Here is a 22,597-nt window from a genome sequence, read left to right on the forward strand (position 1 = left end):
CCCATCCTAGGCGTGGCCTGAGCTGACTAAGCCGACAGAGTCAGCCCCTCCTCGGAGCCGACCGCGTCGGTGGGCTCGTCCGCGCTGGCGCCCGAACCCGCCGCGTCGTGGTCCGTCGACCGCTGGTCTTGGTCTTCCTGCTGTTTGGCCCGGTCGATCCGCGCGCCGCAGCGCGCCAGATCAGGCCCGACCGACGTCGCACGCACCTCGACCGACGAGCGCCGGTTGCCGTCGCGGTCGTCGTACTCGCTGGTGTAGACGTGTCCGACGACGATCACCGGATCGCCCTTCACAAGGGCGGCGCTGACACCTGCCACCACCTTGCCCCAGCAGTTAACTGTCACGAACAACGAGTTTCCGGGCTCCCATGTTCCCTCGGCCGTGCGGCGGCGCGAGTTGCTGGCCACGCGGAACCGGACCATCTCGTGCTCGCCGACGCGGCGGTGGATCGGGTCGGTGATGATGGTGCCCACGATGTGAAACGGTGTCTCAAACATATTTCCTCCAACTTGTTGCGGAACGACGACTAAGCGCGTCGGTGACACCGCTATTGACCGTCGGCGCACCGACACGGTGGGCGGGAACCACCACCGCCAGTTGGCCCCTGTGGATGAATCAGCCGTTGGGGATGGCTCGCGGCGCTTACCCGTCGAGACCGGCGCTTTGGCTGGTTTTGGGGCCGCCAGATCGACCATTGCGTCGGTCTCGAGCGCCGAGCGCACCCTACGGACGCCAGCCTCGCGCCAGCAGCGCGGCGCGCGCCTGCTCGACGATGTCGGCGCCGCGGTCCTCCTTGACGACGTGGATGACGTGCCAGTCGAGCCGCTGCAGCACGCGATTGACCTGAATGTCGGAAACGTATTGTCGCCGGCTGGTCAGGTGTTGGTCGCCGTCGTACTCGGCGCCGACTTTGAAGTCTTCCCAACACATGTCGATGCGCCGGACGTAGCGGCCCATCTCGTCGCAGATCACCAATTGCGTTGTGAGGCGGGGTAGCCCGGCGTCGATGAAGAGCAGCCGCAGCCAGGTTTCCCTCGGCGACTCGGCGCCGCCGTCGACGAGCGGCAACACCGCCCGGAGCCGCCGCAGACCCCGCACACCGCGATGACGTTTGGCTAACAGCGCGACGTCCTCGACAGCGAACGGGCGGGCGTTCATCAACGCGTCCAAGCGCGCGATGGCGCTGTTGCGTGGCTGATGCCGGCCGAGGTCGAACGCGGTGCGCGCCGGCACGGTCACCCGGATGCCCGCGACCGTGGTGACCTCGTCGTCGTCGAGCGTCTCGTTGCGAAGCATCAGTCCGCGCTGGGGTCGGGCCGCCGAGACCACTTCGATGGGGATGTCGTCATCGACCCATTTCGCGCCGTGCAGCGCGGACGCGGCCACCCCGGCGATCACCGCATTCGGCGAGGCGAGAGACACGCCGACGATCCGCTCGCGCAGCGACGCCCGGTGGCCACGCGGGACGTAGATGTCGCGGTACAGCGGCCGGTAGTGACTGCGCAGGTGGGCCCTCGTGACCCGGCCGGCGGCGATGGCGTCGCTGCCGATGAAGGGAATCCGCACACCCGTTGGACGCACACGGCGCCGGTATGGCTCCCTTTATCGCCGAGACCGACGCTTTGGTCGATTCCGCGGCCGCAAACCAGCCAAAGCGTCGGTCCCGGCGCACAAGAAACGCGCTAACGAGTCTGGGCGTCGCGACGGGCCAGTTCGGCCAGCATGTTGTTGTAGGCGGCCAATTCCTCGTCGTGATCGCGCTCGGCGGCCCGGTCGAGCCGCTTGGCGGTGCGCTGATCGCTGCGCCGCCACTGGATCAGCAGCGCGATCATCACCAACACCAGTGGGAATTCGCCTGCCGCCCAGGCGATTCCACCGCCTGTCCGCTGGTCGCTGAGCAGATCGGTGTGCCAATCCAGCTGAAGGGAACGGTAGAACGACTCGCCGAGCACCGTCTTCGAGCCCATCAGCACCACGCCGAAGAACGCGTGCAGCGGCAGCGACGCGAACACCATCGCGACCTTGCCCAACTGCGGCAACGGCCTGGGCGTCGGGTCGATGCCGATGACCACCCAGTAGAAGAGATAGCCGCTGAGCAGGAAGTGCACGTTCATCAGCACATGGGCCGCGTGCTCGTCGACGGCGGCGTCGAACAGGCCGCCGAAGTACAGGCCGTAGAACCCTGCGACGAAGATCACCGTCGCGATGATCGGATTCGTGTAGAACTGCGACAGCCGCGAGTGCAATGCGGCCAGCAGCCATTCCCGCGGACCCGGCGGTTCTCCGCGCCCGGCTGTCGGGAGCGCGCGCAGCGCCAACGTCACCGCGCCGCCCAACGCGAGCAGGACCGGTACCAGCATCGACAGCACCATGTGGGCCACCATGTGCATGGAGAACATCGCGGTCATGTAGCGGCCGAGGCCGGAGGACGTCGCGAACAACAGGGCCGCGCAGCCCAGCAGCCAGGCCGCGGTCCGGCCTGCGGGCCAAGCGTCGCCGCGGCGGTGCAGGCGGCGAACCCCGAGCAGGTAGACCACCGCCATGACGATCGCCGCGGTGCCGAAGATCAGGTCGAACCGCCAGTCGAACAGCACCCGCAGCAGCGTGGGCGGCCCCGCCAGGTCGTAGCCGATCGCCACTTCGACCGGGCTCGGCTGTTCCCGCAGCGGCGGTGGCGGCGTGCGTCCCAAGCCGACGGCGATACCGAACGTCGCGCCGAACACGACCGCTTCCACCAGCGCGAGGCGGACCAGCGGCCGGCGCTCGTCCGGGTTCTCCTGCAACGCCGCCACACCGCTGCGGCGCTGCTGCCAGCCGATCACGCCGAGCAGGCCGAGTGCGACGATCTTGGCCATGATCAGCAAGCCGTACCGCGAGGTCAGCAGGTCGGAGGGTTCGATGCGGACAAACGCGTTGATCACGCCGCTGATCGCCATCACGACGAAACACCAGAACGCCAGCGCCGAGAACCGTCGCGCGGCGAGGTCGGCGTGCGCACCGCCCCGCAACGCGTGAACCAGCAGCGCAAGAACCCCACCGGCCCAGAGCGCGCCCGCGCCGAGGTGCAGAAGCAGGCTGTTGGTGGCCATGTCGTGCGCGCCGCCGGTCGACGAATGCCCGGTGAACCCGAGCGGGATCAGGGTGAGCAACGCGCCGGCCAGCAGGATCGGCGTCCACGTCCACCTCAACACCGGCAGGCTCACCACCGTGACCACCGCGGCGATGAAGGCCGTCCACCGCCAGGCGCCGGCGATGTCGACCAGGCTGGCGGCCGACCAGATGCTGGCCGGATCCAGCTTGCGCAGCGGCTGCCCCGACACGTCGGAGACCGTCAGCGGCACCAACAGCGCCGCACACACCGTCCACACCGCCGACGCCGCGGTGCCCAGCCTCAGTGCCCGGTAGCCGTCGGCGTCGAGCACGCCGTTGCTTTGGGGCGGCGTCAGAAACGCCGCGAACAGAAATGCGCCGACGGCGATCACCGCGGCGATCTCCCCCGATGCCCGCACGAACGGCAGCCCGTAGGTGGTCACCGGACCCGGGTTGGGCAGCCCGGTGGCGGTCAGCGCGTCCGCCAGCGACAGGCCCCCGATGCCCGCGGCGACGGCACCGGCCAGCAGGGCGACGCCGACGAGCACGGGCCACACCGCGCTGCTGCGCACGCCGGCCGCTACCAGCCGGCTGGGGGAAGTCATCCCCCCAGCTTATGGTGCGGCTAGGCGGGCTTGCGCAGTGCCCGCCGCTGCATCTCCCGCGCGTAGAACTGCTCGCGGGAGATCTGCTCCACCGTGTCCATGTCGCGCAGGATGTCGCGCAGCTCGTCGCGGAACGCGGTGCGCCGCTCGGCGAGGTCGGCGGCCGCCGACAGCAGGTCCTGATCGACGGCGACCTGCCGGGCGGTGCTGAACAACAGGGCCGACGCCGACTCGTTGCTGCGCACCCGCCCCTGCGCGACGTACTGGTTGCCCAGCCCGAGCGCCTTCTTCGTCAGCTCCTTCTCGCTGATCTCGGCGGGCGCGTCGCGAAGCACGTCGGCGACGATCTCATAGGCCTCGAAGAACGGGCGCAGCATGGCGCCGGCGATCAGCGGCTTCTTGGCGCGCAGCAGGACGTTGACGCGGTCGCCGCCGGCCGACACGTGGGTTTCCCAGTCCTCGTGCCACGACATTTCCTCGGCCAGGTGCTCGCGGAACGCGCTGGAGTCGGCGAAGTAGAAGTCGAACTTCAGCAGGTCGCGCAGCCGCATCGCCTGGTTCCAGAACGCCTCCAGCCGGTCTCCGTCGCTGCGCGCCGCGTAGGCCAGCGCCAGCTCGACGATCGAGGTCTCCAGGAACGCATCGATGAGCGTGTTGCGGTAGAAGGCCGCCTCGTGTTCGTCCTCGGGCGCGATCCGCCAGACGCACTCCCTGCCGCCCTCCACGGCGGTGACGGGATGGCTGTTGGACAGCGCATCGAGCGCCGCGCGCACCCCTTCGGGCGTGCGCAACCGCAACGCGCTGTTCGTCATCGGGGTCTGCTTGCGTTCCAGATAATCCAGCGAGTCCTGCAGCGTGTGGTGAATCGGGTCGAGTGTCAGCGCAACGCCTCGCGTGGTCAGCAGCAGCGCTGAAACCAGTGCGGTGGCGTTGACCGGCGTCGCCCGCAGAATCCGCCACGACACCTCGAACGCCATCTTCTGCAGCGCAAGCCGCTTACCGTCCTCGTCGGTGGTCATCGACCCGTGCGGTTCGCCGAGGTACTCGCGCATCGACACGGCTTCGGGGAAGCGGACGTAGATCTTGCCATAGTTGCGTTCACCCTGCGCCTTGATGAAGTTGTACATCCAGGACAGGCTTTCGGGCGTCTTCTCGCCACCGCGGGCGTACGCGGCGTACTCGGCGGTCTCGTGCAGTTGGTCGAAGCTGATCGACACGGGCTGAAGCAGGATGTCGTCGCTGCGCCCGTCGAGGTAGGCATCGGCGACGTAGGCGAGCAGTCCGAGCTTGGGGGGCAACATCTTTCCGGTGCGCGAGCGGGTGCCCTCGATCGACCAGCTGAGGTTGAACCGTTTTTCGACGATGTAGCCGACGAATTGGCGCAGCACGTACCTGTACAGCGGATCGTCGAGCTTGCGGCGCAGGAAGATGACGCCGGAGTGGCGCATCATCGGACCCATCAGGCCGAACGACAGGTTGATGCCCGCGAACGTGTGCACGGGGGGTAACCGGTTCTCCTGCATGGCCACCGGGACGATCACCCCGTCGAGGTAGGACCGGTGCGAGAACAGCAGGACGGCCGGATGGTTCTCCAGGTTGCGCCGCATCACCTCGACCTCGGCGCGGTCGTAGTCGATGTTGGGATCGAAGCCGCGGCTGAAGATCGCCCGGCCCAGCGACGGGATCAGGTCGACGGAGAACCGGCTCCACCCGGTGGACAGTTCGTCGAGCATCTCGCCGGCGCGTTCCACCGTCGCGCCCGGAATCCGCTCCAGCCCTTCGCGGAACCGTGCGGAGGCCAACAACTCGGGTTTGATCAGCCGTGGCGACTTGTATTCGGGCCCCAGCAGCCGCAGCTCGACGCGTTCGATCGCCAGGGCGGCACGGCGAATGACGAACCGGGCGAACTCCCTTGCGTTCTCGGCGACGGTGGTGTCGGCCCACTGCTGACGGAGTTCAGACACCTTGGCGGGTTCGCCGGCGACCACCCGGGCCCGTGACGGATCTCTGCGCAGGATGCGGCGCTGCAGGATCTCGGGCGGACGGTAGGTGTCGCGGCCGGAGAGCAGCGCCACGATCTTCGACCGGGTGGGCAGCCCGCCCGGCACCCAGAACACGCGGACCGGCACGACCGACCGGTCCTCGTCGGCCTGCAGCTTTTCGACGAGTTGAGCGAGAACACCAGGGGGCGGATCGTCCGAGTGTGGCAGCCGCAGCACCTCGACGTTCGTGTCGGGATGTTGGCGTCGTTGTTGCGCCAGCCAGTCATTGAGCAGTTCCTGCTCGGCGGGTGAGGACACCGACGCCAGCACCAGCGCGTCGTCGGTGGGGGTGAACGGGGTGTACTGGTCGACGGGCGCCTTCACGACCGGCCCTCCCCAGCGGTGCCTTTCGCCGCCGACTTCTTGGCGGCCGACTTCTTGGCCGTGGACTTCTTCGCCGCAGCCTTCTTCGCCGCAGCCTTCTTCGCCGCAGCCTTCTTCGTCTGCTTCTTGGCCGGCTTCTTCTTCGATGTGTGCGTGTACAACTCGGGTGTCGGCAACGTGTCGTGCGGCCAGTCCTTCAGAGTGTCGAGATAGAGCTGCCGGACCTCTTCGATGCGCTCGGACAGGTTCTCGTGCGTCCAGTCGTCCACGGGTATCGGCGGGTACACCACGACGTCGACGGTGCCGGGATTGAAGGTGCTCGAGTCGCGCGCGGCGATCACCTCGGCGTTGCGGATCACGATGGGCACGATGGGGATTCCCGCCGACATCGCGATGCGAAACGGACCCTTCTTGAAGGGACCCACCTCGTTGGTGTCCAGCCGGGTGCCCTCCGGGGCGATCAAGATCGACAGTCCCTTGCGGGCGAGTTCCTCGACCTTCTTGAGCCCCTCGACCGCCTTCTCCGGATCGTCGCGGTCGATGAAGGCGGCGTCCAACACCTTGCCCAACGTGCCGACGATCGGATCCTTTTCGAGCTCCTTCTTTCCGACCGACGTGAAGTCGGTGTCGACCAACCGCCCCGCGATGAGTGGGTCGGCCTGGTTGCGGTGGTTGAAGATGAACACCGCGGGCCGCTGCGCGGTCAGGTTCTCCTTGCCGAGGACGTTGATGTTGACGCCGATCGCGGTCATCAACGCCCGGCCGAACGTCGACGTGAAGAAGTTGACTCCGGTGCGCTTGCTGCGGGTCAGCAGGCCCAGGCTGATGGCGCCCGCCGCGATCGGAACCATCGATGCGATGCCCGCGGCCGTGCGCAGCTGGGACACCGGGTTGCTTCCGCTGCGGCTGGAGAACCGCAACACCGGCCAGCCGCGCTTGGCGGCGACGGCGGCCAGCTTGCCTGCCGGGTTCGTCGGCCGCGGGTTTCCGACGAGGTACATCAGCGCGACGTCCTCGTCTCCGTCGGCGTAGAAATAGCTCTTCGCCAGGTCGACACCGTACTTGGCCGCGAACTTCTGTACCGCCCTGGCCTTTCCGGGACCCCAGATGACCGGCCTGCGAACCTCGCCGGTGAGCAGTCCGTTCTCGTCGACCTCGAACTTGTTGCTCAGCACGTTCCCGATGCCGAGAAACCGCGCGACAGGCTCCACTTGGACCGTCAGCGCCGATGAGCTGAGCACCACGGTGTGGCCGCGCGCCATGTGGGCCCGCACCAGTTCACGCATCTCCGGATAGATTCGGCCGACGATCTTCTGCACAAAGAGCCGCTCGGCCAGCTCGTCGATATCGGTCAGCGAGTTGCCGCGCAGCATCCGGGCGCCCTTGCCGATCAGATCCTCGAACTCGGAGCGTCCGAGCTGGTGGTTCAACCCCGCCTGGACCATGCCGATGAACTCGCCCACCGACATCTGCCTGTTGCGCAGCCGATCTTGTGTCATAACCACGCCGGTGAAACCGGCGACCAGCGTGCCGTCGAGATCGAAGAACGCGCCCACCTCCGGACCGGGAGGGCTCGCCTCGATCTCGGCGACCGACCCCGGAAGCCGCATGGTCCGTGACGAAGCCTGACCATTCGCCGAAGTCATTGCGACGCACTCCCGTTGGGTGAAACCGGACTTGATGAAACCGCGTCGAGCGTGAACGAGGCGGGCACGGCTCGGCCCTCACCGCCGAGAGCGAGGACTTCGTCGAAACCCTGCACCAGGCAACGGGCCCACAGGTCGGGATCGTTGATCGCGGCCCGGTCGTACCTCGTCGTGACCGTGCAGTAACCGCTGCGCGAGATCAGCACGACCATCATCGCCACCCCTGGAAGGGGGCCAAGGCCGTACTGCCGCAGGACTTTCGCGCCCGCTATGTAGGTGTCCCCGGCATACACCGGCACGTTGCTGGCCTGAACATCGGAGTTGACGATCGAGCCGGCCATCGATTCGAGCACACTGTCGGGCAGAAGGCTCAGCACCGGAGCGATCGCGCCCACCATGTCGATGGCCCGTTCCTCACGCTTGGTGGTCATCTGCGATCGGATGTTCTTGATCCGCACCTGCGGATCCGTCAGGCCGATCGGCGCAGCGAGATTCACACCGGCGAACCGGTTCCCGCCCGCCGGGTCGGCCTCTGAGCGAAGGTTCACCGGCACCGCCATCGGCAGCTCGTCGATCGGCACGCCCTCGGCGTGGTGGTAGAACCGCAGCGCTCCGCAGAGCCCAGCCAGATACGCGTCGTTGATCGATCCGCCCGCGGCCTTGGCGGCTCGATGGATGCCACCGAACTCGATGTCGATCGCCTCGCTGTGCGACGACAGGCTGCGCCGGCGCAACACCGGCGACGGTTCGGCGACCGGGCCGACGACCCGGGCGCCGGACATCGCGTACTCGACGACGTCGCTCATCCGTGAGATCGGGTCGCGAACCACCTCGCCCACCACGTGCGCAGCCCCGGCCAACACCCCGCGGAACCTGCCGAACATCGTGCTGGGAAGTCGGCTGATCCCTTGGCGCATCAAGTCGTTGGGCGAGAGATCCTGCGGAATCGGCAGCGGCGGGACGTCCTGCGGCGGCGGTTCGCGCTCGAGGTCGTAGAGGCTGGCGAACATCTCCACACCGCCCACGCCGTCGGTGACGGCATGGCTGAGGTGGACCATCAGCGCGGCCTTCCCGTCGGCGAGTCCCTCGACCAGCGTCGCCGTCCACAGCGGCCGGGAGATATCGAGCGGCGACTGCGCGGCGACCTCGGCCAGATCCAACACCTGTCGGAAGGTGCCGGGCTCGGGCACCCGCAGTCTGCGCAGGTGATAGTCGAGGTTGAAGTCTGGGTCGACCACCCACCGCGGCGCGACGGTCGGCAGCGTCGGGGACACCACCTTCTGGCGCAGCCGCAGCACCTTGCGGGAGGCATGCTCGAACCTGGCGCGGAACAGGTCCCAATCCGGCGCGGTGTCGAGGAGTTCCAGAGTCATGATCCCCGACCGGGTGCGCGGGTTGGCCTCGCCACGATGCAGGATCTGGTCGAGGGCATTGAGTTCCTCGGGAAGTCCTGCCGCATCGAGGTCCGGCAGATCCGTCATGGCTCGTCGCTCCCCTTCCCACTGCCAACGCTGCTGTGACCACGCTAGCCCGCCGCGCGGTAGCGGGCAGGGGCTTTAGTAGCTGTCCGGCCGCTCTCGCCCTGGAAGATAGAATTCAGGGCGCACAGCCTCCGTAGCTCAGCGGAAAGAGCAGCCGCCTTCTAAGCGGTTGGTCGCAGGTTCGATCCCTGCCGGGGGCGCGCGATAGATTGCTGGGGCACCGTCGAACGGAAATCAAGGATGGCAAGACGCGCGAACAGGCTGGCGCTGACCGTCGCTGCGGCAGGCATCGCGACCAGCGTCACCGGGGTCGCCGCGCTGCAACCGGCCGCCATCACCACGCCGTTGGTCGATCTGGCCGCCCTGATTGTCGTCGGCAGCTCCACCAACCCGACCGGCGCGGGTGTGGAGAACTTCTTCCAGGGCAAGTTCAACGACCCCATGTACACCGGCCCGAACGGCGACGACATCGTCTACGTCAACTTCTGGTCCGGTGTGAAAGGCATCGAACGGGCTCTGGACGCCAACGCCGGGGAACGCAACGCCATCATCGCATCGGGCTGGGGCGCGGCGAACGCGAGCCTGCTGGCGCTGAGCAATCGTCCCGACCTCAGCGACACGGTGCTGATCCTGGACAACGACGTGGCGCGGCCCGACGGCGGCTTCGGCACCCGCTATCCGTGGTTCGCCCTCATCGGCGTCAACCCGTTTCCCACACCCAGCCAGGTGCCGGCCCTGCGCGCGGTGAACATCGGCTACGAATACGACTACAACTCGAACGCGCCCGCGGTTCTCCTCAACCCGCTGGCGGCCGTCAACTCGCTGGTCGGCTATCTGTACCGGCACCGCGACCAGGCCTCGATCGACCTGCCGGTCAATCCTGACGGCACGCCCGCGGTCCACTGCGACGCGAACACCTGCGCGATCACCGTCAGCGGAGCCGTTCTCGACTGCCCGAACGCTCGATGCAGTTCCCCCGGGGACCGGATCACCGCATACGTCACCATCCGCAACAACACCACCTATGTGACCTACGCCAGCGACGAGCTACCGCTGACCAGGCTCATCCGCGACGTGTTCGGAGATCAGATCGCCGCGTTCTTCGACCCACTTCTGCGTCTGTTCGTCAACTCCGCCTACTACGGGAGCAATCCGATCCCCAGCGATCCCAGCGCCTACCGCCCCGCGACGCTGTTCCCGTCGCCCTTACAAGTGCTGGATACCCTCGTGCGGATCCCGGGCGCGATCATCGAGGGCTGGCATGCGGCCACGGCGCCCCCGAAGCCGCCGGCACCGAAGGCCACTTCCGCGAACGACACGGCGGACGGAGCCGGAGACGACGCGTCCGAGCAGGACAGCCCCGAGAAGTCCACCCTGATGGAATCCCCGCTTGTCCAGCGCGTGCTGGCGTCCGTGACGCCGCAGCCGGCGTCACCGAGCCCCGACGCCGACGAAGACGTCGAAGCGTCCGAGGACGGCCAACTGTCCGAGGGTTCGGACGAGACGCGGCGGCCGAAGATCGGCGTCGTGCGCACCAGCGACAAGGCCGAGCCCGGCACCATCGGCTTCACCGGCGGCAGCGACGACGACTCGAACGTCGTTGAGCCGGACACGTATTCCACAACCGACAGCGATACCGAACCGGCTCAGGACGACGACAAAGGCACGGACACAGCGCAGGACGACGGCGCTGACACCGGCGCCGATACCGGCGCCGACGACGCCGGTGCCGCGGCCTGACCCTGCGCCAAGCTGTGATTCACGTTGCGCGTCGACGCCGATCGATACACTCATCGCGTGAATTCGGGGCGACGCAGCGCGGCCGCGGTCATCGCAACCGCCGCACTGCTGGCGGCTGCGAACGCCGTTCCCGCGCAGGCGAGCCCCCCGAGCTACGGCAGCAACGGGGTGTTCGGCGTCGCCACCAACCCCACCGAAGGCTGGGCGACGGCCTACATCCAGCCCGGCCGCTACCGGGTCGACCAGGCACCGAGCATGGCGCCGTACCAGAGCGCCCCCGGGTTCTGGTACCGCTGTCACGCCTTCCCATGCAGCCCGGGCTTTCCGGGCAACGTCATCGCCAGCGGCGCCGCCGTCCGAGACGCTCCGACCTTCGTGGACATCCTGCCCAGCGACGTCGCGGTGGCGCTGCACAACGTCACGCTGACGGCCGCCGGTTGAACGTCGACGCCGCCGCTCTACGCTGAGCAGCGTGTCTGATCTTGTGTTGGTCCACATCGAGGACCGCGTCGCCGTCGTCACCGTCAACGATCCCGACCGCCGCAACGCCGTGACGTTCGACATGTCCGTTCAGCTTCGTGCCGCCGTCGACGCCGCCGAAGCCAACCCGGACGTGCATGCGCTCGTCGTCACCGGGGCCGGTAAGGCCTTCTGCGCCGGCGCCGATCTGAGCGCGCTCGGCGAGGCGACCGAGGACGGCCTGCGCAAGATCTACGACGGTTTCCTCGCCGTCGCCAACTGCGCGTTGCCGACCATCGCCGCGGTCAACGGCGCGGCCGTCGGCGCCGGTCTGAACCTGGCGCTCGCCGCCGACGTGCGCATCGCGGGCCCCGCGGCCCTGTTCGATCCCCGGTTCCAGAAGCTGGGCATCCACCCGGGTGGTGGGGCCACCTGGATGCTGCAACGCGCGGTCGGGCCGCAGGTGGCGCGCGCGGCGCTGCTGTTCGGCATGCGTTTCGACGCCGAGGCCGCCGTCCGCCACGGTCTCGCGCTCGCCGTCGCTGACGACCCGGTCGCCGCGGCGCGCGAGCTGGCCGCCGGGCCGGCCGCGGCGCCGCGTGACGTCGTCCTGGCGACCAAGGCCTCCATGCGCGCGACCGCGAACCCCGGCGTCGTCGACACCGAGCAGCACCGTATCGCCGTCGACACCGAACTCGGGCCGCAGGCCACGTCGATCCTGACTCCGGAATTCGCTGAACGACTGGCCGCCGCCAAGCGGAAGTAGGCGCTAGACGTCGAGCAGCGCCAGCTCCGGGGATTCGATCAGGTCACGCAGCTCCCTCAGGAACGCCGCGACCTGCGCGCCGTCGGCGACACGATGGTCGAACGCGCACGTGAGTCTCATCGTCGGACGGGCGACCACTTCACCATCGACGACGACGGGCCGCGGGCGCAGCGAGCCCATCCCGAGAATGGCCGCCTCCGGGTAGTTGATGACCGGCACTCCGTCGTCGAGGCCGAGCGCCCCGAAGTTCGACACCGTGAACGTCGAGCCCTGCAGTTCCGTCGGCCGAAGTGTTCCCTCGCGAGCACCTTGAATCAACCGGGCCACCACGCGGGCCAGTTCGCGGGTCGTCTTGTCCTGCGCGTCACGCACCACCGGGACCAGCAGCCCGCGCGGCGCCGCCACCCCGAACCCCAGGTGCACCGCCGAATGCAGGTGTATCCGGGGTCCGTCGGTGGTTTCCACCCAGGTGGCGTTGAGGTTGGGGTGGTGGCGCAGCGCGATCGTCAACAGCCGCAGCGTCAGCACGAACGGGGTGATCGGCGCGTCCGCATCCGCCTTGTCTGCCAACCGGTCGCGCAATGTCATCAAGCGCGAAGCATCGACCTCGACACCTGCATGTGCGTCCGGTATCTCCCTGCGTGACAGCGTCATTCGCTGCGCCATCTCGGCATGCACACCGCGCACCGAAACCGTGTCCGCTTCGGGCGCGCTCCTGCCCGCCGCCGCCAGCACGTCCTCCCGGGTGATCACCCCGTCGGCACCCGAACCGGTCAACGTGCGCAGGTCGACGTTCAGGTCCGCCGCCAGTTTGCGTACCGGCGGCTTGGCCCTCGGCCGGCTCGGCGCGGCGAGGCGCCTGCTGCTGTCCATCTCGTCGTCGGCGCCGTATCCGACCAGCACCGGCCTGCGTTTCACACCGGCGCTGTCCGTCTCGAAACGTGCCAGCACTGAGCCGACGGCCAGCGTATCGCCCTCGGCGCCACCGAGTTCGACGATCCGGCCCGCGTACGGGCTCGGGATCTCGACCTCGGCCTTGTTGGTCTCGACGGTGCACAGCGTCTGGTTCAGGTCGACGTCATCGCCGACCGCGACGGCCCAGTGGGTGATCGTCGCGTCTTCCAATCCTTCACCCAGGTCGGGGACCAGGAACTCTCGCACGGTCATGGTTGCTCCAATGTGCGTTCCACACAGTCGAGTAACCGGTCGACGCCGGGCAGCCACAGTTTCTCCAGCCGGGCCGGCGGATACGGTGTGTCAAATCCCGTGGCGCGCAGCACCGGCGCTTCCAGATCGTAGAACAGTTCTTCCTGCAGGCGCGCGGCCAGTTCCGCGCCGAACCCCAGCGTGCGCGGGCCTTCGTGCATCACGACCGCGCGACCGGTGCGCCGTACCGAGTTCGCGACCGTGTCGAAGTCCAGCGGGTTCAGCGACCGCAGATCGATCACCTCCAGGCGCCAACCGCGCTGCTCGGCAGCGATGTCGGCGGCGCTCAACGCCGTCGCGGCCAGTGGACCGTAGGTCACCACGGTCACGTCGTCGCCGCTGCGCCGAATCGCCGCCCGGCCGATCGGTGGTGCTGCCACGTCGGTGTCGACCGGTCCGCGCGCCCAGTACCGCCGTTTGGGTTCCAGATACACGACCGGGTCAGGGCTGCTGATCGCTTGTCGCAACAGCCAATACGCGTCCGACGGCGTAGAAGGCACGACAACCTTGAGGCCCGCGGTGTGTAGCCAGTAGGTCTCGGTCGACTCGGAATGGTGTTCGACGGCGCCGATCCCGCCGAACGACGGGATGCGAATGGTCACCGGCATCGCGATGTCGCCGCGCGTACGCATCCGGTATTTCGCCAGATGGCTGACGATCTGGTCGAACGCCGGCGCGGCGAAACCGTCGAACTGTATCTCAGGCACCGGTACCAGCCCGCGGATCGCCATGCCGATCGCGATGCCGACAATCGCCGACTCCGCCAGCGGAGTGTCGAAACACCGCTGCTCGCCGAATGTTTCGGCGAGCCCTTCGGTGACCCGGAAGACACCGCCCAGCATCGCGACGTCCTCGCCGAACACCAGCACCCGCTCGTCGGCCGCCATCGCATCGTGCAGCGCCCGGTTGATCGCCTGCACCATTGTGAGCGTCGGCGCCACCGGCACCGGGGTCAGCAAGGGGCCGCGGGGATCGTCCTCGCCGTGCGCTGCGGGGCGTTCGATGATCTGTGTCATGCTCGTGCCCTCCCGTCGCTTCGCTCGCCCGAAGCCTCCTTCGCCAGCTCGGCAAGCAACTCTCGTCGCTGGTGCGCGAGAGCCGGTGTGATGTCGTAGTAGACGGTGTCGAACATGTCGGCCACGTCGAAATCGGCTGCGTCGACGACGGAGTCGCGCAGTTCGGCCCGCAACCGTTTCGACCTGGCGGCAACGCGCTGTTCGAGCCGATCGGTCCAAATTCCGGCGTTGCGCAGATACGTGCGGTACCGCTGGATGGGATCCCGTGCGGCCCAGAGCGCCACCTCGTCGGCGTCCTGATACCGCGTCGGGTCGTCGGAGGTGGTGTGCGGGCCCATGCGGTAGGTCACCGCCTCGATCAGCGTCGGTCCGCCGCCGTCGCGGGCTCGCTCGGCGGCCTCGGCCACCACCGCGAAACACGCCATTACGTCGTTGCCGTCCACCCGAACCCCCGGCATGCCGTAGCCGACGGCGCGGTGCGCGATCGACGGTGCGGCGATCTGGTGGCTGACCGGCACCGAGATCGCCCACTGGTTGTTCTGCACGAAGAACACGCACGGTGCCTTGAACACCGCGGCGAAGTTGAGCGCCTCGTGCGCATCGCCCGTGCTGGTGGCGCCGTCGCCGATGAACGCCAGCGTCACCGAGTTCTCGCCGAGCCGTTGCGCGGCCATCGCGGCGCCGACGGCGTGCAGTCCCTGGGTGCCGATCGGGATGGAGATGGGCGCGACGCATTTGTCGGTGAAATCCAGTCCGCCGTGCCACTTACCGCGCCACACCGCTGCCATCTGGGCGGGGCTGATCCCGCGCACCAGAAAGGCGCCGATTTCGCGGTATTGCGGGAACAGCCAGTCGGTCTTGCGCAAGCAGGCCGTCGCGCCGATCTGGGCGGCCTCCTGCCCGCGACACGACGCGAACAGCGCCAGCTCGCCCTGCCGTTGCAGGTTGACGAACTCAGCGTCGAGGTCGCGCGTCACGACCATCGACTCGTAAAGCCAGGAAAGCGTCTCGGGCGGCAGGCCTCGGCGGTATCGGCTGTGCGACGTCGGTGAACCGTCGGGCGCCACGAGTTGGACCAACTCCGACAGACCAGCCATACCGCCTCCTAGGGTCACTGACGGCGGATCGCGTCGTCAGGCGACTGAGGTGCTCAGCGCGGAGGCGGTCAGAGCAAAACCCCTGGTGGAGGGCCCGTCCGTCAGCTGCCGGGGTGTGGCGCCAACGCGACGATGCGCTCTGCTCGCCGCAGCACTGGGGCATCCACCATTATGCCCTCGAACTGGAAGACGCCCCGCTGGTCGCGGGCCGTGTCGAGCACGCGGCGGGCCCAGTCGACCTGTTCGTCGGTCGGCGCGTAGGCGGAGCGAATCACCGCCACCTGGGTGGGATGGATGGCGACCTTGGCGTCGAACCCGACCGCGACGGCGTCGTCGGCTTCGGCGCGCAACCCGTCCAGATCCTTGATGTCCAGATACACCGAGTCCAGGGCCAGCCGCCCGTATGCCTTGGCCGCCAGCAGGCTTTGCGACCGCACGTGCTTGGCGACGTCGCGGTAACTGCCGTCCGGCCAGCGGTTCGCGGTGCCGCCGGTGACCGCGAACAGATCCTCGGCGCCCCACATCACCGCGAAAGCGTTGTCGACGCGGGCCGACTCCGTGACGTTGAGCGCGCCGAGCGGCGTCTCGACGAGAACCACCACCTCCAGCGGCGCCAGCGAGGCCACCTGCTCGGCGGTTTCCGTCTTGGCCAGCATCACCGTCGTGTAATCCGTTGCCGCCAGGGCCTTCACATCCAGCGCGTGATCTGGGGTGGAGACGGGATTGACCCGAACCACGGTGCGGACCGGGTCCAGCGGCGTGTCGATCAGCGCCTTGCGGGCCGCCTCACGATCCTTGGCGGCCACCCCGTCCTCGAGGTCGAGGATGACGACATCGGCTGCCGCAGCGGCCTTCTCGAAGCGTTCAGGGCGGTCGGCCGGGCAGAACAGCCAGCCGGGCCCGGCATGGTCGATCCCCATCAGGCTTCTCCCTGCGGCCGCATCCGCACCATCGTCTTGCGCGACGCCAGCGCGACGATGTCACCGTGCTGGTTGCGCCCGGTATGGGCGAACGTCACGATACCTTCGCCGGGGCGGCTCTTGGACTCGCGTTTGTCGGTCACCTCGGTTTCGGCGTACAAGGTGTCGCCGTGGAAAAGCGGCTTGGGGAACTTGACCTCGCCGAAGCCGAGGTTGCCGACGATCGTGCCCTGGGTCAGCTGGGCCACCGACAGGCCCACCAACGTCGAGAGCGTCAGCATCGAGTTGATCAGCCGCTGGTTGAACGGCGGCAGCGCGTCGGAGAACGCGGCATCGAGGTGGAGCGCCTGGGTGTTCATCGTCAGCGTGGTGAAAAGCACGTTGTCGGCTTCGGTGAGGGTGCGGCCCGGCCGGTGCTGATAGATCACGCCGGTCTCGAACTCCTCGTACCACAGTCCCCGCTGAACGACGACTCTCCCGCCACCCCGCCCGTCGACTTTCTTGTCGCTCAAAGCCCGAGTTCCCTTCCGATCAGCATCAGCTGCACTTCCGTTGTGCCCTCTCCGATTTCGAGGATCTTACTGTCGCGGTAGTGGCGGGCCACCGGGTACTCGTTCATGAACCCGTAGCCGCCGAAGATCTGGGTGGCGTCGCGCGCGTTGTCCATGGCGGCCTCGCTCGCCACCATCTTGGCGACCGCCGCCGCCTTCTTGAACGGCTTGCCCGCCAGCATCATCGCCGCCGCGTCGTAGTAGGCGGTGCGCGCGGTGTGGGCCCTGGCTTCCATCCGCGCGATCTTGAACGCGATCGCCTGATTGGCGCCGATCGGGCGGCCGAACGCCTCCCGCTCCTTGGCGTACTTGACGCTCTCGTCCACGCAGCCCTGCGCGGCGCCGACCGACAGCGCGGCGATCGCGATGCGTCCCTCGTCGAGGATGCGCAGGAAGTTCGCGTAGCCGCGGCCCCGCTCACCGAGCAGGTTCTCCTCGGGCACCCGCACGTCATCGAAGCTCAACGGGTGGGTGTCGGAGGCGTTCCAGCCAACCTTGTTGTAGGCCGGCTCGGCGGTGAAACCCGGCGTCGGTACGGGCACCAGGATCGAGCTGATCTCCTTCTTGCTCGCTCCTCCCCCCGTGACCGCCGTGACCGTCACCAGCTTGGTGATATCGGTGCCGGAGTTCGTGATGAACTGCTTGCTGCCGTTGATCACCCAGTGGCCGTCGTCGAGCCGCGCGGTCGTCTTCGTCGCACCGGCGTCGCTGCCGCCGCCGGGTTCGGTCAGGCCGAACGCGCCCAGCGCCTTGCCGCTGGCCAGCAGCGGAAGCCATTCCTGCTTCTGCTTTTCGTTGCCGAACCGGTAAATGGGCATCGCCCCCAGCGACACACCGGCCTCGAGCGTGATGGCCACGCTTTGGTCGACCTTGCCGAGTTCTTCGAGCGCCAGGCACAGCGCGAAATAGTCGCCGCCCATGCCGCCGTACTCCTCGGGGAACGGCAGCCCGAACAACCCCATATCGGCCATTCCGGCGACGACCTCGTACGGAAAGGAATGCTCCTCATCGTGTTTCGCCGAGACCGGCGCCACCACGGACTGCGCGAAGTCGCGCACTGTCTTGGCCAGTTGCTGGTAGTGGTCGGGCAGCGTGCCCGTCGCCAGAAAGTCGGTCATGCTCGCGGCTCCTCGCTTGCCGTTATCCGGGCCAGGACCTGGCCCACCTTCACCTGCTCGCCGGCGGCGACGAGCAGTTCCACCACACCGTCCACCGGTGCGGTCAACGCGTGTTCCATCTTCATCGCCTCGACGGTGACCACGACCGTGCCCGCGTCGATCCGCTGCCCATCTGATACCCCCACGGCGACAACCGAACCCGGCATGGGGCTGGTCAGTTCGGCGTCTCCGGACAGCTCGTCGTCGGGGCGCACCGGCGCCTCGCGTACCTCCTCGACCAGCGCGGTGCGCCCGGCCCCGGCCAGCCAGATCTGGCCGTCGGTGGCGGCGACGAGGTACTCGGCGCGCAGTCCGTCGAGTGTGGCCGTCAGCCGGTCGCCGTCCAGTGACGTTGTCAGCGAATGTGTTTCACCGTGCTCGACGGCCGCCCTGGCGGACGCGGGGGTGCCGGTGAGGTAGACGTGGTCGGTGCGCTCGCCGGAGCTCAGCCGATAGGTGGTCGGCGCCGGTTCTCCGATCCGCCAGCCCGACGGCACCGACCACAGGTCGGTTACGTTGGAGTGTGCGTCCAGATCGCGATTCAGCGCGATTTCGCCGGTTTTGCCGATCTGGTCGCACACCCGGCGCGGCCGGGCGCCTTGCGGCCAGCCCCGTACCCACTTGTATGCCGCCGCGGCGATCAACTCCTCGTCGCCGGCCGGCGCGGGTCGGAAGTCCGGTGCGCGGCGGTCGAGCAACCCGGTGTCGAGCCGGCCGGCGGCGACGTCGGCATCGGCGAGCAGGAACCGGAGGAACTCGATGTTGGTGGTGACCCCGAGTACCGCGGTGTCGGCCAGCGCCGCGTCGAGCGCCCGAAGCGCGTCGGGCCGGTCGGCGGCGTGCGCGATCACCTTGGACAGCATCGGGTCGTAGTCGCTGCCGATGACCGATCCGCGGATCAGGCCGGAATCGACCCGGATACCGGGGCCCTGCGGCTCGGCGAGGGCCAGCACGTCACCGCCGGTGGGCAGGAAGCCGCGGCCCGGGTCCTCCGCGTACACCCGGGCCTCGATCGCGTGGCCGGTGATGGTGACGTCGTCCTGGGCGATCGGCAGCTTCTCGCCCGCCGCGACGCGCACCTGCTGTTCGACGAGGTCGACGCCGGTGACCATCTCGGTCACCGGATGCTCGACCTGCAGGCGGGTGTTCATCTCCATGAAGAAGAACTCGTCGGGCCGGTCGGCCGACACGATGAACTCGACCGTGCCCGCGCCGGTGTAGTCCACGCTGCGCGCGGTGTCGCAGGCCGCGGCGCCGATGCGGGCCCGGGTCGCGTCGTCGAGCAGCGGGGACGGCGCCTCTTCGATGACCTTCTGGTGCCGACGTTGCAGGCTGCATTCGCGTTCACCGAGGTGTACGACGTTGCCGTAGCCGTCGGCGAGTACCTGCACCTCGATGTGGCGCGGGTTGAGCACATAGCGTTCGAGAAACAGTGTGTCGTCACCGAACGCGGCGCCGGCCTCGCGCCGTGCGCTGGCGAGCGCGGCGGGCAGTTCGGACGGCGTCTGCACGACCCGCATGCCTTTGCCCCCGCCGCCGGCCGACGGCTTGACCAGCACCGGATATCCGACCTCGTCGGCGCCGGCGATCAATTCGGCGTCGGTGAGGCCGGGTCGCGAGATTCCCGGCACGACGGGAACCCCGAAGGCCGAGACGGCCGCCTTGGCCGCGATCTTGTCGCCCATGGTCTGGATCGCGCCGACCGGCGGCCCGATGAACACGATTCCCGCGTCCTGCAGCGCGGCCGCGAATTGGGCGTTCTCCGAGAGGAATCCGTAACCGGGATGGATCGCCTGGGCACCGGTGCGCACAGCGGCAGCGACGACGGCGTCGATGTTGAGGTAGCTGTCGCGCGCGGCCGCGGGGCCGATGTGCACGGCGGTGTCGGCCTCGGCGACGTGGCGCGCACCCGCGTCGGCGTCGCTGAAGACCGCGACCGACCGGATCCCCATCGCGCGCAGCGTGCGGATGACCCGCACGGCGATCTCACCCCGATTGGCGACCAGCACTGTGGAGAAAGCAGACATGACCATCACATCCGGAAGACGCCGTAGGAAACCGGCTCGAGCGGCGCCTGCCCGGCGATTGAAAGCGCCAGGCCCAGCACCGTTCTGGTGTCGGCGGGATCGATGACCCCATCGTCCCACAGCCGCGCCGTGGAATAGTAGGGGTTGCCCTGGTCCTCGTACTGCCGGCGGATCGGGGCCTTGAAGTCCTCCTCCTCTTCGGGGGTCATCTCCCCGCGCACCGTCGCCAGCACCGAGGCGGCCTGCTCGCCGCCCATCACCGAGATCCTGGCGTTTGGCCACATCCACAGGAACCTCGGCGAGTAGGCGCGACCGCACATCGAGTAGTTGCCCGCCCCGTATGAGCCGCCGATGACCACGGTCAGCTTGGGCACCCGGGCGCAGGCGACCGCGGTGACCATCTTCGCGCCGTGCTTGGCGATTCCGCCTGCCTCGTAGTCACGGCCGACCATAAAACCGGAGATGTTCTGCAGGAACAGCAGCGGGATGATGCGCTTGTCGCACAGCTCGATGAAATGCGCACCCTTCAAGGCGGATTCGCTGAACAGCACGCCGTTGTTGGCGACGATGCCGACGGGATGGCCGTGGATGCGGGCGAATCCGGTGACCAACGTGCTGCCGTACTCGGCCTTGAACTCGGAGAACTCGCCGCCGTCGACGATTCGGGTGATCACCTCGTGCACGTCATAGGGAACGCGTGGGTCGACCGGAACGACATCGTAGAGCTCGGTCTGGTCCGCCACGGGCTCGACCGTCGGCGTCACCTGCCACGGCGGTTCGGCCCGGGGCCCCAACGTCGCCACGATGCGCCGAACGATGCGCAGCGCGTCGCGGTCGTCATGCGCCAGATGATCTGTCACACCGGATGTTTTGGAGTGCAGCTCGCCGCCGCCGAGTTCCTCCGCGGTCACCACCTCACCGGTCGCGGCCTTCACCAGCGGGGGTCCGCCCAGAAAGATGGTGCCCTGGTTGCGCACGATGACGGCCTCGTCGCTCATCGCCGGCACGTACGCGCCGCCCGCCGTGCAGGATCCGAGCACCGCGGCGATCTGCGCGATGCCCTGTGCGCTGAGGTTGGCCTGGTTGTAGAAGATCCGGCCGAAGTGTTCGCGGTCGGGGAACACCTCGTCCTGACGCGGCAGGAACGCACCGCCGGAGTCCACCAGATAGATGCAGGGCAGCCGGTTCTGTCCGGCGATCTCCTGGCCGCGTAGGTGCTTCTTGACCGTGATCGGGTAATACGTGCCGCCCTTCACGGTGGCATCGTTGGCCACGATCATGCATTCGCGCCCGGACACCCGGCCGATCCCGGTGATCATGCCCGCGCCCGGGCACTCGTCGTCGTACATGCCGTCGGCGGCCAGCGCGGCCACCTCGAGGAATGGGCTGCCCGGATCGAGCAGGCCGTCGACCCGGTCGCGCGGCAGCAGCTTACCGCGGCCGACATGTCGTTCACGGGCACGTTCGGGACCGCCGAGCGCAGCGGTGGCCAACTTGGTCCGCAGCTGCTCGACGAGTGCGACGTGCTCCTCACGATGTGAAACCCGCGTTGCCATCGAGGAAGACCCGTCCAGTTGAGTTAATGGCGACTAACCGAGGTTATGTTAGTTATCATTAACCGAAATGTCCACCGTCGCCCGCGTCGAAACCCCCCGCAGTCGACGCAAGTCTGACCGCCGAACGAAGCTGCTCGCGGCCGCGGAGCGGCTGATCGCCGACCGGGGATATCTCGCGGTGCGCCTCGAGGACATCGGGGCGGCAGCAGGGGTCAGCGGACCGGCGATCTACCGGCACTTCCCGAACAAAGAGGCATTGCTGGTGGAGTTACTGGTGGGTATCAGCACGCGCCTGCTGGCCGGGGCCAGGGCGGTGGTCGCACAGGCCGACGATCCCGACGATGCGTTGAACGGGCTTGTCGACTTTCATCTCGACTTCGCGCTCGGTGAACCGGACTTGATCCGGATCCAGGACCGCGATCTGGCGCATCTGCCCGATCCCGCCAAGCGGCAGGTGCGAAAGGCGCAGCGACAATACGTGGAGATCTGGGTGGATCAGCTTTCGCGCCGTGGCGTCATGGAGAAGGAGGCCCGCCTGATGGCGCATGCGGCGTTCGGATTGATGAACTCCACCCCTCATGCCGTCACGGCGCACGGCGCCAACGGGATTGAACCGGCACGATCACGCGCGGTGTTGCGAGCGATGACGCTTGCGGCGTTGACGTAACCGACTGCGGCGCAAACGACAACGGCGGCCACCCTGATCGGGTGACCGCCGCGCGCAGCGCTGGAATTAATACCAGGCTCGTCGGCCGGCGACCGGACGGCCGACACTGCCGAGCAACCAGAACACCGCACCGATGACTATCAACGCGATACCGATGTACATCAACGGTGTCCACACGAAGTATCCCAGCACCGCCAGAATGATTCCGAGAATGATCATCACGCCACTCCTTTTGTCAGTAGCTGCC

The 22,597-nt window shown here is 68.0% G+C and carries 19 protein-coding genes and 1 tRNA gene; 5 read left to right on the plus strand and 15 right to left on the minus strand.

Features of this window, described 5'->3' with window-relative positions; genetic code table 11:
- Positions 1-26: 26 nt before the first annotated feature.
- From MELE44368_RS25340 to MELE44368_RS25365, 6 genes are all read right to left on the minus strand, one after another.
- Entirely contained in the window at positions 27-497 is a 471-nt protein-coding gene (locus MELE44368_RS25340) for a single-stranded DNA-binding protein (RefSeq protein ID WP_128110985.1), read from the minus strand.
- Positions 498-723: 226 nt separating this feature from the next.
- Positions 724-1,581, minus strand: coding sequence for a type IV toxin-antitoxin system AbiEi family antitoxin (locus MELE44368_RS25345; protein ID WP_241566764.1), 858 nt, complete (start codon positions 1,579-1,581; stop codon positions 724-726).
- A gap of 101 nt (positions 1,582-1,682) precedes the next feature.
- Positions 1,683-3,695: a bifunctional copper resistance protein CopD/cytochrome c oxidase assembly protein gene (locus MELE44368_RS25350; protein ID WP_128110986.1), complete on the minus strand. Its 2,013-nt coding sequence runs from the start codon at positions 3,693-3,695 to the stop codon at positions 1,683-1,685.
- A gap of 20 nt (positions 3,696-3,715) precedes the next feature.
- Entirely contained in the window at positions 3,716-6,061 is a 2,346-nt protein-coding gene (locus tag MELE44368_RS25355) for a glycerol-3-phosphate 1-O-acyltransferase (protein WP_128110987.1), read from the minus strand.
- Positions 6,058-7,707 (minus strand): HAD-IB family hydrolase, encoded by a 1,650-nt coding sequence (locus tag MELE44368_RS25360; protein WP_128110988.1) that lies wholly within the window; start codon positions 7,705-7,707, stop codon positions 6,058-6,060. Before MELE44368_RS25360 ends, MELE44368_RS25355 begins: the two co-directional genes overlap by 4 nt.
- Positions 7,704-9,188, minus strand: coding sequence for a wax ester/triacylglycerol synthase family O-acyltransferase (locus tag MELE44368_RS25365; protein WP_128110989.1), 1,485 nt, complete (start codon positions 9,186-9,188; stop codon positions 7,704-7,706). The genes MELE44368_RS25360 and MELE44368_RS25365 overlap by 4 nt, the downstream gene beginning before the upstream one ends.
- A gap of 127 nt (positions 9,189-9,315) precedes the next feature.
- Between MELE44368_RS25365 and MELE44368_RS25370 the strand changes: the two genes are divergently transcribed.
- The 4 genes from MELE44368_RS25370 (at position 9,316) to MELE44368_RS25385 (ending at position 12,153) form a co-directional block, all read left to right on the plus strand.
- A tRNA-Arg gene (locus MELE44368_RS25370) sits at positions 9,316-9,388 on the plus strand.
- A gap of 40 nt (positions 9,389-9,428) precedes the next feature.
- Complete coding sequence (locus MELE44368_RS25375) at positions 9,429-10,928, plus strand: PE-PPE domain-containing protein (protein ID WP_128110990.1); 1,500 nt, start codon at positions 9,429-9,431, stop codon at positions 10,926-10,928.
- Between the two features lie 57 nt (positions 10,929-10,985).
- Complete coding sequence (locus MELE44368_RS25380; protein ID WP_409366158.1) at positions 10,986-11,369, plus strand: hypothetical protein; 384 nt, start codon at positions 10,986-10,988, stop codon at positions 11,367-11,369.
- A 31-nt stretch (positions 11,370-11,400) separates the two neighbouring features.
- Positions 11,401-12,153 (plus strand): enoyl-CoA hydratase, encoded by a 753-nt coding sequence (locus MELE44368_RS25385; RefSeq protein WP_128110991.1) that lies wholly within the window; start codon positions 11,401-11,403, stop codon positions 12,151-12,153.
- 3 nt (positions 12,154-12,156) lie between these two features.
- Here MELE44368_RS25385 and MELE44368_RS25390 read toward each other — a convergent pair whose 3' ends face one another.
- The 8 genes from MELE44368_RS25390 to MELE44368_RS25425 all read right to left on the minus strand — a co-directional run bounded on the left by MELE44368_RS25390 (position 12,157) and on the right by MELE44368_RS25425 (position 21,683).
- Positions 12,157-13,320 carry a dihydrolipoamide acetyltransferase family protein gene (locus MELE44368_RS25390; protein WP_128110992.1) on the minus strand — a complete coding sequence of 388 codons (1,164 nt, stop codon included), beginning with the start codon at positions 13,318-13,320 and terminating at the stop codon, positions 12,157-12,159.
- The gene (locus tag MELE44368_RS25395; protein WP_128110993.1) at positions 13,317-14,375 is read right to left on the minus strand and encodes an alpha-ketoacid dehydrogenase subunit beta; all 1,059 of its coding nucleotides are present in this window, start codon (positions 14,373-14,375) and stop codon (positions 13,317-13,319) included. Before MELE44368_RS25395 ends, MELE44368_RS25390 begins: the two co-directional genes overlap by 4 nt.
- Entirely contained in the window at positions 14,372-15,472 is a 1,101-nt protein-coding gene (gene pdhA / locus MELE44368_RS25400) for a pyruvate dehydrogenase (acetyl-transferring) E1 component subunit alpha (RefSeq protein WP_128110994.1), read from the minus strand. Before pdhA ends, MELE44368_RS25395 begins: the two co-directional genes overlap by 4 nt.
- Positions 15,473-15,573: 101 nt before the next feature.
- Positions 15,574-16,392 carry an HpcH/HpaI aldolase/citrate lyase family protein gene (locus MELE44368_RS25405; protein WP_128110995.1) on the minus strand — a complete coding sequence of 273 codons (819 nt, stop codon included), beginning with the start codon at positions 16,390-16,392 and terminating at the stop codon, positions 15,574-15,576.
- Entirely contained in the window at positions 16,392-16,904 is a 513-nt protein-coding gene (locus MELE44368_RS25410) for a MaoC family dehydratase (RefSeq protein ID WP_128110996.1), read from the minus strand. Before MELE44368_RS25410 ends, MELE44368_RS25405 begins: the two co-directional genes overlap by 1 nt.
- Positions 16,901-18,061, minus strand: coding sequence for an acyl-CoA dehydrogenase family protein (locus tag MELE44368_RS25415; protein ID WP_064892963.1), 1,161 nt, complete (start codon positions 18,059-18,061; stop codon positions 16,901-16,903). The genes MELE44368_RS25410 and MELE44368_RS25415 overlap by 4 nt, the downstream gene beginning before the upstream one ends.
- Positions 18,058-20,133, minus strand: coding sequence for an acetyl/propionyl/methylcrotonyl-CoA carboxylase subunit alpha (locus tag MELE44368_RS25420; protein ID WP_128110997.1), 2,076 nt, complete (start codon positions 20,131-20,133; stop codon positions 18,058-18,060). Before MELE44368_RS25420 ends, MELE44368_RS25415 begins: the two co-directional genes overlap by 4 nt.
- Positions 20,133-21,683, minus strand: a complete 1,551-nt coding sequence (locus tag MELE44368_RS25425; RefSeq protein ID WP_128110998.1) for a carboxyl transferase domain-containing protein — start codon at positions 21,681-21,683, stop codon at positions 20,133-20,135. The genes MELE44368_RS25420 and MELE44368_RS25425 overlap by 1 nt, the downstream gene beginning before the upstream one ends.
- A gap of 67 nt (positions 21,684-21,750) precedes the next feature.
- Here MELE44368_RS25425 and MELE44368_RS25430 point away from each other — a divergent pair, with 67 nt between their 5' ends.
- Positions 21,751-22,350 (plus strand): SACE_7040 family transcriptional regulator, encoded by a 600-nt coding sequence (locus tag MELE44368_RS25430; RefSeq protein ID WP_128110999.1) that lies wholly within the window; start codon positions 21,751-21,753, stop codon positions 22,348-22,350.
- A 66-nt stretch (positions 22,351-22,416) separates the two neighbouring features.
- Here the strand turns inward: MELE44368_RS25430 and MELE44368_RS26815 are convergent, their stop codons facing one another.
- A complete protein-coding gene (locus MELE44368_RS26815; RefSeq protein ID WP_164890228.1) occupies positions 22,417-22,569 on the minus strand; it encodes a hypothetical protein in 153 nt (50 codons plus the stop codon).
- Positions 22,570-22,597: the final 28 nt, after the last annotated feature.

Source organism: Mycolicibacterium elephantis DSM 44368, assembly GCF_004014805.1.
Classification (GTDB): Bacteria; Actinomycetota; Actinomycetes; order Mycobacteriales; family Mycobacteriaceae; genus Mycobacterium; species Mycobacterium elephantis.